The sequence below is a fragment of the Ruegeria sp. HKCCSA071 genome (assembly GCF_017872555.1).
Classification (GTDB): domain Bacteria; phylum Pseudomonadota; class Alphaproteobacteria; order Rhodobacterales; family Rhodobacteraceae; genus Ruegeria.
Genome location: NZ_JAEDOX010000001.1, coordinates 1254750 through 1268656, shown reverse-complemented (window position 1 = coordinate 1268656; position 13907 = coordinate 1254750). Strand labels below are relative to the sequence as shown.

The following is a 13907-nucleotide window of genomic DNA, read 5'->3' as shown; positions in this document are numbered from 1 at the left end:
GGCCTCGGCACACTTATAGGGATGCCGCGTTGCAGCATCAATAATTTAGCATTTCGTCTCAAACTGACACAAATCGGCCAGTCCCATCTGACCCATATTCGCGTGCAGATCCTGCCTCAGGATATCGATCACATGCGCGGGGCCTTTTGCGCCAAGTGCCGCAAGACCGTACAGAAATGCGCGTCCCAACATGACAAAGTCCGCGCCCAGCGACAGCGCACGCAGGATATCCAGCCCGCCTTCGACACCGCTGTCGAAAATCAGCGGCAGGCGGGTCGCGCTCCGGATTGCGGGAAGAACCTCGATGCTGGCCGGGGCCGCGTCGAACTGTCGGCCCCCGTGATTCGACACCCACAGGGCGTCCACACCCACCTGTTCCAGCCTGTCCGTGTCCTCGGGGCGCAGGATGCCTTTCACGACAAACGGCCCTTCCCAATGATCACGCAGCCATTTGACGTAATCCAGATCCGGCGAGGTTCGCAGCAGGTATCCGACATGGGCCGTCGGCGGCAGATCACCAGGGTCATCGATATACTTGTCCAGTGTGCGCATGTGCGGAACGCCGCTGCGCAGCATGCCCAGGGCCCATGCAGGTCTTTGGGCGATCTGTGCCAGCAGGCGCGGTGTCAGTTTCGGCGGCTGCCGCAGGCCCGAGCGCGTCTGCCGTTCCCTGCGTGAGGCGACAGGGACGTCAGCGGTCAGAACCAGAGTTCGAAATCCCGCCCGGCGGGCCCGGTTCAGCATGTCCATGCGAATATCTGGGTCCCTTGGCGGATACAGCTGGAACCACGCGGTCTCACCCAGATAGGGGGCCAGGTCTTCGGGGCTCTGACTGGCCACCGTCGACAGCGAATAGGGAATGCCTGCCTTGGCGGCGGCCTGTGCCAGCAACCGCTCCGCATCGGGCCAAACCAGGCCGGACATCCCGATCGGCGCAATACCGAAGGGCAAAGGACAGGTGCCGCCCAAGAATTTCACCGACGTATCGAATTCAAGTTCCCCATGCAGGATCGAGGGGCTCAGACGGACATCATCCAGCGCCTTTCGATTGCGATGCCGCGTCGTTTCTATCCCGGTGCCACTGTCGATGTATTCCCATACGAAGTGCGGCAGCCGACGGCGTGCGCGGCGTTTCAGATCGGGAATACCGGGATAGGTACTGTGCAGGTCCATAAGGATTGATCGGACCTGCGGGGCGATTCGGCAAGGTTTTCAAGCGACTTCCGGCGATGGGCGTTTACCCGTTGCGGGAACGCGCCTGGCCTGCTCCAGCGCCCCGGCGGCGACGTGAACCTGATTGCGCCCCTTGTCCTTGGCGACATACAGCGCATCATCCGCGGCACGCATCAGATCCTGCGGCATGGTGCCGTGGGCGGGGTAATGCGCGACCCCGACCGAGATTGTGATACGGGGCAGGGCCTTTTCGCCATAGCGGACAATGACCGCCTCGACCGACTGGCGCAACTGCTCGGCCCGGGTCATGGCATCTTCGGGGCTGTTGTCGGGCAGGATCAGCATGAAATCCTCACCGCCGATGCGGCAGGCGATCTCGTCCCGGTCGCAGCCCTGTTCCAGCGCCGCGCCGACCGCGCGCAACACCATGTCTCCGGCGTCATGACCATGCGTGTCGTTGAATTTCTTGAAGTGATCCACGTCCACAGCAATCAGGCTCAGCGCCGCACCGGTCTGCTGGCTGCGGCTGATGGCCTTGCGCAATGTCTCGGTCATGTGGCGGCGGTTGAACAGCCCGGTCAGCGGGTCGCGCACCGATTGGTCATGCAGCTGATCGCGCATACGGACATTGGCGATTGCCATGCTGATCTGTTCGGCGCACAGCTGCGCCAGCTTGCGGCTTTTGTGGAAACAGGCCTCTCGCCCCTCAGCCGCGCGCAGATGCAACAGACCAACGGTTTCCCCGTGGGCCAGAATGGGAAAACAGAAATAGGGCCGCCCGTCATGCGGTTCGGCATGTTCGCAGACAAAATCGATCTCGGATGCACCGAACTCGTAAGTCCGGCCGCGCCTCAAACCCCAGCATCCTTCCGGATGGATATGAGACTTGTGCGTTCCCCCGTTCCAGCTGGCACACCCGTCCAGCACATCGCGCGAGTTGGAATAGACGTACACGCTCCCCTCGGCCTTAGGCAGTATATGGGTCATAAAGCGCGCTACCATGTCGAAAAGCTCATCCAGTGAGCGGCTTGATTGCAGCCACTCGTTCAACTCGCCCAGCAGGCGCACCTCACGCGCCAGGCGAAGCTGCTCTCCCATCAGTTCGCGTTCTTTCACGGCGCGCTTGTGTAGATCACGCATCTGACGGCGGTTGGTGCGGTGGACGATCAGGATGACCGTGGCCAGCGCCAGCAACGCGACACTGCTCAGCAACGCCAGCGACAGGCGCACGCGCGTGATGAACAGGGTTCTGAGATTGGTGATGTCCGAATAAAATTCGATAGCGCCAAGGAAAACGCCGTCCCTGACGATTGGTGTATAAACCTCGGCCACATGTTTGGTGATTGGGCCCGCATGTCCGGCTGGGTCATTGTCGATCGAGTCAACCTCTGCCGCGGGTTTTTCCGCGTGATTGTAATAAATGCTTCCGGCGGCGACGACCGACTGAAAGTACGGTTTTGTATTCACCGCCCCCACATCGCTGGCACGGGTCGACCAGAACACCTGACCGGACGCATCAAACAGTTTGAACCGGTAGATGTCCGAGGTTTCGGGCAGCAGCATCAGGAATTCCGCGTCATGCTCGTGCAGCTCATGGTACCGAAACGTTGCATCCAGATCGTCCAGATGGCTTTCGACCTGACGGCTTAGCTGCATGGCGTCTTTTCGCAAATCCGATTCCAACATGCGGTCCACAACCGGGGCAGGGGCCGCATAGATGCCCCATCCCGCTGCTGCTGTCAGCGCGATCAGAATCAGGGTAACGCCCACAGGTTTCAGCCGTGACGACCCGCCCGTCAGTTCCTTCGCTTCCATCTGTTCCACTCCCGCAGCAATGGGGTCAGCATCCGGGCCAGGACTTGACAGAGGGTTAACAGCCCCACAGGGCAGCGGCATCTTTGTTTAGAATTGAATGCAAAAAGACGTGAAAAATCCTTGCGAACAAGCCGTGAACAAACTCTTTCCCTCGGCGTCCATCCGGCGTAGTTTGGGGGTATGAGCAGTTTTGACGAAATGGACGCCTTCGAAGGCGCATCCCTGTCGGCGCGGGCTATGGCCGTGCGCCCTTCGCCCTATCTGGATGAGCTGAACCCGGCGCAACGTGACGCGGTCGAACATCTGGACGGCCCGGTTCTGATGTTGGCCGGGGCGGGGACCGGCAAGACCAAGGCGCTGACGGCCCGGATTGCGCATCTGCTCAACACGGCGCGCGTGCGCCCGAACGAGATTCTGTCGGTGACCTTCACCAACAAGGCCGCGCGCGAGATGAAGGAACGAGTGGGCCGCCTGCTTGGTCAACCCGCCGAAGGAATGCCATGGCTGGGCACCTTCCATTCCATTTGCGTCAAACTGCTGCGCCGCCACGCGGAACTGGTCGATCTGAAATCGAACTTCACCATTCTGGACAGCGACGATCAGCTGCGCCTGCTCAAGCAACTGGTTCGGGCTGCCAACATCGACGACAAACGCTGGCCCGCGCGGATGCTGGCGGGGATCATCGATGACTGGAAAAACCGGGCGCTGACGCCCGACAAGGTGCCTGCGGCGGATACCGGGGCCTATAACAACAAGGGCATTGAGCTTTATGCTCAGTACCAAACTCGCCTGCGCGAGCTGAACGCGGTGGATTTTGGCGACCTGCTGCTACACATGGTCACGATTTTCCAGACCCACCCAGATGTTCTGGAACAATACCAGCGCTGGTTCCGCTACATCCTTGTGGATGAATATCAGGATACCAACGTCGCCCAGTACCTGTGGTTGCGCCTACTGGCCGGTGGACACAAGAACATCTGTTGCGTCGGCGACGACGACCAGTCGATCTATGGCTGGCGCGGGGCCGAGGTCGGCAACATCCTGCGGTTCGAAAAGGACTTTCCCGGCGCCTACGTGGTGCGACTGGAGCAGAACTACCGCTCGACCCCGCATATTCTGGCGGCTGCATCGAACGTCATTCGGGGCAACGAAAGCCGTTTGGGTAAAGAGCTTTGGACCGATGCCAAAGACGGCCACAAGGTCAACCTGATCGGTCATTGGGATGGCGAGGAAGAGGCCCGCTGGATCGGCGAGGAAATCGACGCCATGCAGGGCGGGACGCGCGGTATCCGTCCGATGAACCTTGATGAGATGGCGATTCTCGTCCGCGCCAGCCACCAGATGCGCGCGTTCGAGGACCGGTTCCTGACCATCGGTCTGCCCTACAAGGTGATCGGCGGCCCGCGTTTCTATGAGCGGATGGAGATCCGCGATGCCATGGCCTATTTCCGGCTGGTGGTCAGCCCCGAAGATGATCTGGCCTTCGAGCGGATCGTGAACACGCCGAAGCGCGGACTGGGCGACAAGGCGCAGCAGAACATTCAGATTGTGGCGCGTGAGAATGGCGTGTCTCTGGTCGAAGGTGCGCGGATTGCAGTCGACAACGGGCTGATTAAGGGCAAGGGCGGCAAAGCCCTGCGCGAATTGATCGACGGGTTGGCCCGGTGGAATGCGATGACACGCGGTCCCCGGATTGAAGTCGATGATGACACGGTTATTGATGACGGGGTTTCGCCGATCCGCTATGGCGCGCCCGAGCATACGCATATTGAGCTTGCACAGATCGTCCTCGACGAATCCGGCTACACGGCCCATTGGCAGAACGACAAGACCCCCGAAGCGCCGGGGCGTCTGGAAAACCTCAAGGAACTGGTCAACCAACTTGACAATTTCGAGAACCTGCAAGGGTTTCTGGAACATGTCAGCCTGGTCATGGACAATGAACAGGACGGTGACGGGGCCAAGGTCTCGATCATGACCCTGCACGCGGCCAAGGGGCTGGAGTTTCCCGTCGTCTTCCTGCCGGGCTGGGAAGACGGGCTGTTCCCCTCGCAACGGTCGATGGACGAAACCGGCCTCAAGGGGCTCGAGGAAGAACGCCGTCTGGCCTATGTTGGCATAACCCGTGCCGAAGAGGTTTGTACGATTTCCTTCGCCGCCAACAGGCGGGTATTTGGGCAATGGCAGAATTCCATGCCCTCGCGCTTCATTGACGAGTTGCCCGAGGACCATATCGATGTGCTGACACCTCCGGGCCTTTATGGCGGCGGTCATCAGACGGCGGGCATAGAAACCCGCGCGGCCGAAGCCAATGTCTATAACTCGCCGGGCTGGAGACGGTTGCAGGCGCGGCAGGGCCAATATGGCATGTCGCAACCCCGCGAAAGCCGCAACACGGTGATCGACGCCACCGCACTGGCCAGTTTCACGCTGGGCGAGCGGGTGTTTCACCAGAAATTCGGCTATGGCGCGGTGATCGGGATCGAAGGCGACAAGGTCGAGGTCGATTTTGACAAGGCGGGTATCAAGAAAGTGGTCTCGCGTTTTCTGACCAACAAGGATGACGTCCCGTTCTGAACCGTCATATCCCGTCGACCAGAACCAGATTGGTGGTTGCGGTGGCCTGTCGGATCTTCGCCAGATCAATGTAATCCGGGTCGTCCTTCCAGGCTTTCGCTGCTGCAAGATCCGGAAACTCCATCAACACAATCCCGCCTTCGGGCCAATCGCCTTCGATCCGTTCGACCGGTTTGGATGAGACCGTCAGCAGGCGACCGCCGTGGCGGTCGAAGATCGGCATGAAACCCGCCAGATAGGCCTGGTACCCGTCCGGGTCGTGAATGTTGATCTGTGCAATGAAATAGGCGGCCATGGCATCCTCCGCATCAGAAGTCAGGACGCCATCCTACACCAGTGTCCGAAAAACAAAAAACGGCGGTTCCCAGGGAGGAGGAGAGGGAACCGCCGTCTTGTCAACATCAGAGCAGGGAGGAGGAGAGCCCTGATGTATGCGAGCCCGGGTTTGAACCCGGTATGAGGAAGACGCGGCGATGTCAGGGAGGAGGAAGACATCGCCGCGCGCTTTCAACATCAAGGCAGGGAGGAGGACGCCCCGATGTATCCGTGTCCGGCAGGTTGAGGCCGGTATAAGGTGCGGCAACGTCAGGGAGGAGGAAGACGTTGCCGCTGATTACAGACCCTAAGGGAGGAGGAAGGGCCTGATCTCAGTATACGTGTCGCGCTTACCGCGCGGTTTGTTCGTTTGCCGCCTGCAGCGCAACACGGCGGATCATCGAGCGGTGCAGGCCAAGATCGGCCAGCTCGCGGTTCGACAGAGCGGACAGTTCATTGACGGTCTGGCGGTACAGGCGGTAGCGCACGAACCGGGTCTTTGCGTTTTCCAGAACTGCGCCAAAACCGAACGCCGGTGCGTTCTTTACTGCTGTATGCGTGCTTGCGACTGCCATGCTCATCATCCGTATCTTTTTGTCTTGCCGGTATCGTCCGGCTCTTGCTTGAGATTGAAGATAGGCAAATGCTGCAATTGCACAATGGGTCACGACATCAATGCTGCTATGCAGCAAACGCATAGATTGGCTCAGTTTTTTCTTCTTGCCGCGATGCGCCTTGAAAATATGGGGTCGACCCTAGGTCAGCTTTGTCGGCGGCATCTGGCCCTTCCCGATGGTCTGCCTCTGAATTGAGCGCACTCGGCGGGAAATTGGGCAAAACATATCCGTTCCGATGTTGACAAGGCTTGGGTGAATCGCGCGTGGGAAATCATGGGGCGATGTGGTCGCGTGGGGGGGATTGCCGGAAAACGACCCAATATTCTGAACGATTCGAAGGGCTGATTGTGCATTTGAGGCCAATATTTCCAGTCCAAAAGAAAATCCGGCAAAATTCTTGGGAAATCGCGGGAAAAATTTCAACTGAAGAATTCTCCTATATATAGGGGTTGATTTTTCATCTTCCGCTAATACTGGTGTCGCGGATCTCGAGTCCTTCAATGATATTCCGTTCTGGCCGTGTTCCTCATGACACGTTGCGCAAAATTCCTATTGATTTCCATGAAATCCCATGGCATCCCTAATACATCCGATGAGGACGAGGCAGCAGGGGCACCAAACGACCCCGACCAAAAATATTCAGGTTTCATACAGGCATCTCGCTTTCATCAACCAAGAGATCCGGCGCGCGGGCGAGCAGACATCCCCCCAGGTGGCGCGCGCAGCTGGACATCCCGCAAAGCGGGTCAATGCGGCGGGTTGATCAGTGGCAGCAGATCAACCCGCCGTTTTTCATCCGGGGGGAACGTGAATTCAAGGTGGGGCGCAAGCGAAAGGGACAGTCGTCTTGGCGCGCAGGTTTAGAGGTGAAAGCCACCACAAGGTGGATACGAAGGGCAGGGTATCGATCCCGGCCTCGTTTCGCCGCGTGCTTGAATCGTCCGATCCCAACTGGCAGCCCGGTGACAACCCTGAACTGGTGATTGTCTATGGCGACCACCGCCGCAAGTTCCTTGAATGTTATACCATGCAGGCGATTGACGAGGTCGATGCCAAGATCGATGCCCTGCCGCGCGGCTCGATGCAGCGGCGGATGTTGCAGCGCATGTTCCACGGTCAGTCCTTCCCGACTAACGTGGACGAAACCGGGCGTCTTGTGCTGCCCGCCAAGCTGCGCAGCAAGATCGGCCTCGAAGGCGAGGCGTTCTTTATTGCCGCAGGCGACACCTTTCAGATCTGGAAACCCGAGACCTACGAGGTCGAGGAGCTGGCCAAGACCGAAGAATGGATGGATGATCTGCCGGACGATTTTGATCCGATGCAGTTCCTAGATGGCACCGGGGATGCGTAACGGCATGGCCGGCGCTGCGTCCTCATCTGAAAAACCCCATATTCCTGTTCTGTTGCGCCCCTTGCTGGCCGCAGTTGCGCCGGTCACGGGCATCTGGCTGGACGGCACGTTTGGCGCGGGCGGCTATACGCGCGGTCTGTTGGAGGCCGGGGCGGACAAGGTGATCGGTGTAGACCGTGACCCGCTGGCCTTTGAAATGGCGGCAGACTGGGCGCAGGATTACGGCGACCGGCTGGTGATGCAGCCCGGCGTATTCTCGCGCATGGACGAATATGCGCAGGATCTGGACGGCGTTGTACTGGATCTTGGCGTGTCCTCGATGCAGCTGGATCAGGCCGAGCGCGGGTTTTCCTTTATGAAGGACGGCCCTCTGGATATGCGCATGAGCCAGCAAGGCGAAAGCGCCGCCGATTTGGTGAACACGGCGACCGAGGCGCAACTGGCTGATATCCTGTTCCACTATGGCGAAGAACGCGCCAGCCGCCGGATTGCCAAGGCAATTGTCAGGGCGCGAACCGAGGCGCCGATCACAACGACCCTGCGTCTGGCCGAGATTGTCGAATCCTGTCTGCCACGCCCGAAACCGGGGCAATCGCATCCCGCAACACGCAGTTTTCAGGGCCTGCGGATCGCGGTGAATGCCGAATATGAAGAGTTGTTTCAGGGCCTTATGGCCGCCGAACGTGCGCTGAAACCCGGTGGGCAGCTGGCCGTTGTCACCTTCCATTCCATCGAAGACCGGATGGTCAAACGGTTCTTTCAGTCGCGCGCGGGCAAAACAGGGCGTGCGAACCGCTATGCGCCCGAGATGGAACAGGACCAGCCGCAATTCACACTGAAGACCCGCAAGGCCGTAGGACCCGACGAACAGGAATTGCAGGAAAACCCGCGCGCGCGTTCGGCCAAGCTGCGTGTTGCGATCCGCACCGATGCTCCGGCGGGGGAAATTGAGGCCCGCGCCATTGGAATGCCTCAACTGGGGGGAAGGGCAAGATGAAGAGTGTTTTGTATGTGTTGACTGCTCTGTCTGTGTTCGGATTGGCGCTTTGGGCCTATCAGGAGAATTATCGCACCCAACAGGTGGTGAAGGAAACGCAATCCCTGCAACGCGAGATCGGCATGGCGCAGGTGCGGTTGGCGGTCTTGAACGCAGAATGGGCCTATTTGAACCGTCCCGACCGGCTGCGAGAACTGGCGGACCTGAATTTTGAACGCCTTGGTCTGTTGCCATTGCGGGCCGAGCAGTTCGGGCGCGCCGATCAGATTGCCTTTGCCGAAGACCCGGACCTGCCCATCGTTGACCCGATTGAATTGCAGGCCATCACCGACATTCAGGCCTTGGGCGAGGTGCAGATCCCATGACACGCACGCCCCTTCGCCCACTGGCCCGTATCCTTGACGCCCGCGCCCGGGGCGAAAACCCAAAGGCGATCGAGCGTGAAAACATTCGCAAGCGCCACGAAGACATGAAAGACCGCGCCCGCGCCCGCGCCGAAGGGCGTCTGCTGGTGCTGGGCCTGTTCTTCTTTTGCGCTTTCTCAGTTGTCGGTGTCCGCATGGGCATGTTGGCAACATCCGAGGTGCAGGAACCACTGGCCAACGCTCCGGGGGCTGCGATTGCCATGCAGCGCGCCAATATCGTCGACCGCGAAGGACGCATTCTGGCAACCAATCTGGATACCTATTCCGTTTATGCACAGCCCCCCCTGATGATCGACCCGATTGCGGCAGCAGATCAGCTGGTCGCGATCTTCCCCGATTTGGATAAAGAGCGTCTGGTCAAGGATTTCACTGGTAAGCGCAAGTTCCTGTGGATCAAGAAACGCATTTCGCCCGAACAGAAACAGGCCGTGCACGACATTGGCGATCCCGGTATCCTGTTTGGCCCGCGCGAGATGCGCCTCTATCCCAACGGCAAGCTGGCCGCTCATATCCTCGGCGGGTCCGGCTTTGGCCGCGAGGGCGTCAGCGCCGCCGAGGTGATCGGTGTGGCCGGGGTGGAAAAGCAGTTTGACGACTATCTGCGCGACCCGGCCAACGGCAACAAGCCACTGCAACTGTCGCTGGACCTGACCATTCAGGCCGCGGTCGAACAGGTGCTCTACGGCGGTATGAAGATCATGAACGCCAAGGGCGCATCGGCGGTTCTGATGAATGCGCATACGGGCGAGGTTGTGTCCGCCGCCTCGCTGCCCTCATTCGATCCCAATGATCGTCCGCGCCCGCCGACCTCGGGGTTTGATCCCTCGGACAGCCCGCTGTTCAACCGCTATGTGCAGGGCGTGTACGAACTGGGGTCGGTCTTCAAGATTTTCACCGCCGCGCAGGCGGTTGACCTTGGGCTGGTGAACTCGAACACCATCATCGATACATCCGGCCCGATGAAGATCGGGCGCTTCCCGATCGGAGAGTTCAACGGCAAGAATTACGGCAAGATCAGCGTGGCGGATGTGATCGTCCACAGCTCGAACCGTGGCACCGGGCGTCTGGCGTTGCAGATCGGCGCGCAGCGGCAGCAGGATTTTCTGAATGCGCTCGGCATGTTCGACCCGACCCCGTTTGAGATTGTCGAGGCCACGGGAGGTGTGCCGCTGAAGCCAAAGAAATGGGGCGAGCTGAGCACCGTAACCATTTCCTACGGCCATGGCCTGTCAACCAGCCCGATGCATCTGGCGGCGGGATATGCCGCGATTGCCAACGGTGGGCACTATGTCAGCCCGACCATCCTGCGCCAGAACGGCCCGCAATACGGCCCTCGCGTGATGTCGCAGGGAACCGCGCGTCAGGCGCAGAAGATGCTGCGCAAGGTGGTGACGGATGGCACCGCCAGCTTTGGCGAGGTGAAGGGGTATGACGTGGCTGGAAAGACCGGCACGGCAGACAAGCCCAAACCGCGCGGCGGGTATTACGAAGACAAGGTTATTGCTACTTTCGCAACGATCTTCCCGGCTTATGATCCGAAATATGTGCTGATCGTCACGCTGGATGAACCCTCAATCGTGGCTTACGGCGAAAAACGCCGCACCGCAGGCTGGACCGCGGTGCCTGTAGCTGCCGAACTTATTGGTCGCGTGGCACCTCTGCTGGGCTTGCGTCCCCGGCTTGAGCCTGAGGCGGGCGCTGCTATAACGCTGACCTCAAACTAGGCTGTCCGGCAAGAGGTGGGTCATGGGCATAAGGACAAAGAAACTCAGCCAACTGGCCCTGACCGCGCGAGGCGGGGCAAACCCCGAGATCACCGGTCTGGCCGTTGACAGCCGCGAGGTGAAAGACGGTTTCCTGTTTGCAGCCCTTCCCGGCACGCGGGTTCATGGTGGTTCGTTCATCCAATACGCCCTGCGCATGGGGGCCGCCGCCATCCTGACCGATGCCGAAGGGGCGAAAATCGCAGCAGCTGATCTTGCAGCGTCGGATGCGGCGCTGGTGGTTGTCGAAGACCCGCGTCAGGCGCTGGCCGGGGCCGCCGCGTTGTGGTTCGGCGCGATGCCGCAGACCATTGTCGCGGTCACCGGAACCAACGGAAAAACCTCGGTTGCCACCTTTGTGCGCCAGATCTGGACCGAACTGGGCCACGCGGCCGTCAATCTTGGAACAACCGGGGTCGAAGGGGCATGGACCGCACCGCTGGCCCATACCACGCCCGAGCCGATCACCCTGCATCGCTGTCTCGCCGAAGCCGCCGAAAACGGCGTGACCCACGCTGCGATGGAGGCCTCGTCCCACGGCCTCGAACAGCGCCGCCTGGATGGCGTGCACCTGACCGCTGCCGGGTTTTCGAACTTCACGCAGGACCATCTGGATTACCACGAGACTTTTGAAGCGTATTTCGCAGCCAAGGCCGGGTTGTTCGACCGGGTTCTGCCGCAGGATGGCACCGCGGTCATCAATCTGAGCGATCCCAAGGGGTCTCGGGTCCGCCGGATCGCCGAGGCGCGCGGTCAATCGGTGCTGACCGTCGGGTTGGGCGACGCCGATCTGTGCCTGATCAACCAGCGGTTCGATGCCACCGGGCAGGATCTGCGATTTGCGTGGCAGGGCCGGACCTTCCAGACCCGCCTGAACCTGATCGGAGGGTTCCAGGCCGAAAACATCCTGCTGGCTTGCGGGCTGGTGATTGCCGCGGGCGACAGCCCCGAACGGGTTTTTGAAACGCTCCCGCATCTGACCACCGTGCGCGGGCGTATGCAGCTGGCCGCAACCCGCGAAAACGGCGCGACGGTTTTTGTGGATTACGCGCACACCCCCGACGCCGTGGCCACCGCTCTCAAGGCGCTGCGTCCGCATGTGATGGGTCGTTTGATCGCCATTGTCGGCGCGGGCGGCGACCGCGATGCCACGAAACGCCCGCTGATGGGAAAGGCAGCCGCCAACCACGCAGATATGGTTTTCGTCACCGACGACAACCCACGCAGCGAAGACCCCGCCGCCATACGCGCCGCCGTCATGGCAGGTGCGCTCGAGGCAGCGGGCGACGTCAGCGTGACCGAGGTCGGCGACCGCGCCGAAGCCATTCTGCGCGGCATCGATGCCCTGCAACCCGGCGACGCGTTGCTGATTGCGGGCAAGGGCCACGAAACCGGGCAGGTCGTCGGAGATCAGGTGCTGCCCTTCGATGATGCCGAACAAGCCAGCATTTCCGTCGCCGCGCTGGACGGGAGGGTCGCATGACGCTCTGGACAGCATCCGAGGCCGCTCAGGCAACGGGTGGGCGGGTCACGGCCGATTGGACAGCTGATGGTGTCTCCATCGACACGCGCACCCTTCAACCCGGTGATCTGTTTGTTGCGCTGAAAGCGGCACGGGACGGGCATGAGTTCGTTGCCCAAGCGCTTGAGAAAGGCGCGAGCGCGGCTTTGGTCTCGCATATTCCCGACAACGTATCGCCAGACGCACCACTGCTGATCGTTAATGATGTGCAGGCGGCGCTCGAGGCTTTGGGGAAGGCAGCACGCGCCAGAACGGATGCGCGTGTGGTAGGGGTGACCGGCAGTGTCGGCAAGACGTCGACCAAGGAAATGCTGGCCGTGATCCTTGAAACGCAAGGCAAAACCCATGCCAGCGTGGCCAGTTACAACAACCACTGGGGCGTTCCGCTGACCCTTGCACGGATGCCGCGCGACACTGAATTCGCGGTGATCGAGATTGGCATGAACCATCCGGGCGAGATTGCCCCGCTGGCCCGGCAGGCCCGCCCGCATGTGGCGCTGGTTACAACCGTGGCGGCGGTGCATCTGGAAGCCTTCGAGTCAGTCGCTGGCATCGCCCATGAAAAAGCAACGATCTTTGAAGGGCTCGAACCCGGTGGGGCGGCAATCGTCAATGCGGATATCGACCACGCGGATATCCTGCGCCATACGGCCCTTGGGCAGGGGGCCGGGATCGTGGATTTCGGCCAAGGCGCAACGGATTACCGGCTGACCGACGTTCAGCAGGGGGCGAACACCGTGATTGCCGAAGCTGCCGTTGGTGATCAGGTATTCCGCTTTGCGGTGAACTCTGCCGGTACGCATTTCGCCATGAACGCGCTGGGGGCCTTGGCTGCCTGCGTGGAACTGGGTGTCGATCTGGATCAGGCCATTGCGGGCCTGCGCGCATGGTCCCCGGTCAAGGGGCGCGGTGTACGGGAAAGCATTCCTCTGCCCGGCGGCGGGCAGATCGAACTGCTAGATGACAGCTATAACGCCAACCCGACCTCGATGGAGGCCGCGCTGGACGTGCTCGCCGCCTCACAAGGCAAACGCCGCATCGCCTTTCTGGGCGACATGAAAGAGCTCGGCACGCAGGAAGAGGCGATGCACGCCGCCATGGCCGATGCCAATGCGATGGCGCATGTCGATCAGGTGCATTGTATCGGCCCGTTGATGCGGGCACTGCACCACGCGCTGCCTCCGGCGAAACGCGGCCTCTGGTCTGAAACCAGCACCGAGATGGCCGACCAGTTGCCTTCGCTGGTCAGGGACGGCGATACTGTGCTGGCCAAGGGCTCTCTCAGCATGGGATTGGCCTCGATTGTTGACGGTCTGCGCAAAATGGGGCAAGGGGGCGCGCTTGATGGGTGA

At 60.7% G+C, this 13907-nt stretch carries 11 protein-coding genes; 7 read left to right on the top strand and 4 right to left on the bottom strand.

The window, feature by feature from the left end; all coding sequences use genetic code 11:
- Positions 1–45 precede the first annotated feature (45 nt).
- Positions 46–1173: an alpha-hydroxy acid oxidase gene (locus I9188_RS06250; RefSeq protein ID WP_209504542.1), complete on the bottom strand. Its 1128-nt coding sequence runs from the start codon at positions 1171–1173 to the stop codon at positions 46–48.
- Positions 1174–1212: 39 nt separating this feature from the next.
- Positions 1213–2988: a diguanylate cyclase gene (locus I9188_RS06245; RefSeq protein WP_209504541.1), complete on the bottom strand. Its 1776-nt coding sequence runs from the start codon at positions 2986–2988 to the stop codon at positions 1213–1215.
- A gap of 180 nt (positions 2989–3168) precedes the next feature.
- Here I9188_RS06245 and I9188_RS06240 point away from each other — a divergent pair, with 180 nt between their 5' ends.
- Entirely contained in the window at positions 3169–5565 is a 2397-nt protein-coding gene (locus I9188_RS06240; RefSeq protein ID WP_209504540.1) for a UvrD-helicase domain-containing protein, read from the top strand.
- A 4-nt stretch (positions 5566–5569) separates the two neighbouring features.
- On the opposite strand, the gene I9188_RS06235 is transcribed toward I9188_RS06240, so the two are convergent.
- Both I9188_RS06235 and I9188_RS06230 read right to left on the bottom strand, forming a co-directional pair.
- The gene (locus I9188_RS06235) at positions 5570–5860 is read right to left on the bottom strand and encodes a DUF1330 domain-containing protein (RefSeq protein ID WP_209504539.1); all 291 of its coding nucleotides are present in this window, start codon (positions 5858–5860) and stop codon (positions 5570–5572) included.
- A gap of 370 nt (positions 5861–6230) precedes the next feature.
- A complete protein-coding gene (locus I9188_RS06230; RefSeq protein WP_209504538.1) occupies positions 6231–6455 on the bottom strand; it encodes a DUF1127 domain-containing protein in 225 nt (74 codons plus the stop codon).
- Positions 6456–7344: 889 nt separating this feature from the next.
- Here I9188_RS06230 and mraZ point away from each other — a divergent pair.
- The 6 genes from mraZ to murF are packed head-to-tail and all read left to right on the top strand — an operon-like array spanning position 7345 to position 13907.
- The gene (mraZ, locus tag I9188_RS06225) at positions 7345–7848 is read left to right on the top strand and encodes a division/cell wall cluster transcriptional repressor MraZ (RefSeq protein WP_209504537.1); all 504 of its coding nucleotides are present in this window, start codon (positions 7345–7347) and stop codon (positions 7846–7848) included.
- Positions 7849–7852: 4 nt separating this feature from the next.
- On the top strand, positions 7853–8845 hold the full coding sequence (gene rsmH / locus I9188_RS06220) for a 16S rRNA (cytosine(1402)-N(4))-methyltransferase RsmH (RefSeq protein WP_209504536.1): 993 nt from the start codon (positions 7853–7855) through the stop codon (positions 8843–8845).
- Positions 8842–9210: a cell division protein FtsL gene (locus I9188_RS06215; RefSeq protein WP_209504535.1), complete on the top strand. Its 369-nt coding sequence runs from the start codon at positions 8842–8844 to the stop codon at positions 9208–9210. Before rsmH ends, I9188_RS06215 begins: the two co-directional genes overlap by 4 nt.
- Positions 9207–10994, top strand: a complete 1788-nt coding sequence (locus tag I9188_RS06210; protein WP_209504534.1) for a penicillin-binding protein 2 — start codon at positions 9207–9209, stop codon at positions 10992–10994. Before I9188_RS06215 ends, I9188_RS06210 begins: the two co-directional genes overlap by 4 nt.
- Positions 10995–11016: 22 nt before the next feature.
- Complete coding sequence (locus tag I9188_RS06205; protein WP_209504533.1) at positions 11017–12516, top strand: UDP-N-acetylmuramoyl-L-alanyl-D-glutamate--2,6-diaminopimelate ligase; 1500 nt, start codon at positions 11017–11019, stop codon at positions 12514–12516.
- Entirely contained in the window at positions 12513–13907 is a 1395-nt protein-coding gene (gene murF, locus I9188_RS06200; RefSeq protein WP_209504532.1) for a UDP-N-acetylmuramoyl-tripeptide--D-alanyl-D-alanine ligase, read from the top strand. The genes I9188_RS06205 and murF overlap by 4 nt, the downstream gene beginning before the upstream one ends.

What these genes read in the sequence shown, in the direction of transcription:
- I9188_RS06245 (WP_209504541.1), bottom strand. Translation starts at nt 2,988, where the DNA reads ATGGAAGCGAAGGAACTGACGGGCGGGTCGTCACGGCTGAAACCTGTG.
- I9188_RS06235 (WP_209504539.1), bottom strand. Translation starts at nt 5,860, where the DNA reads ATGGCCGCCTATTTCATTGCACAGATCAACATTCACGACCCGGACGGG.
- I9188_RS06210 (WP_209504534.1), top strand. Translation starts at nt 9,207, where the DNA reads ATGACACGCACGCCCCTTCGCCCACTGGCCCGTATCCTTGACGCCCGC.
- I9188_RS06250 (WP_209504542.1), bottom strand. Translation starts at nt 1,173, where the DNA reads ATGGACCTGCACAGTACCTATCCCGGTATTCCCGATCTGAAACGCCGC.
- I9188_RS06230 (WP_209504538.1), bottom strand. Translation starts at nt 6,455, where the DNA reads ATGGCAGTCGCAAGCACGCATACAGCAGTAAAGAACGCACCGGCGTTC.
- I9188_RS06205 (WP_209504533.1), top strand. Translation starts at nt 11,017, where the DNA reads ATGGGCATAAGGACAAAGAAACTCAGCCAACTGGCCCTGACCGCGCGA.
- I9188_RS06240 (WP_209504540.1), top strand. Translation starts at nt 3,169, where the DNA reads ATGAGCAGTTTTGACGAAATGGACGCCTTCGAAGGCGCATCCCTGTCG.
- I9188_RS06215 (WP_209504535.1), top strand. Translation starts at nt 8,842, where the DNA reads ATGAAGAGTGTTTTGTATGTGTTGACTGCTCTGTCTGTGTTCGGATTG.
- murF (WP_209504532.1), top strand. Translation starts at nt 12,513, where the DNA reads ATGACGCTCTGGACAGCATCCGAGGCCGCTCAGGCAACGGGTGGGCGG.
- rsmH (WP_209504536.1), top strand. Translation starts at nt 7,853, where the DNA reads ATGGCCGGCGCTGCGTCCTCATCTGAAAAACCCCATATTCCTGTTCTG.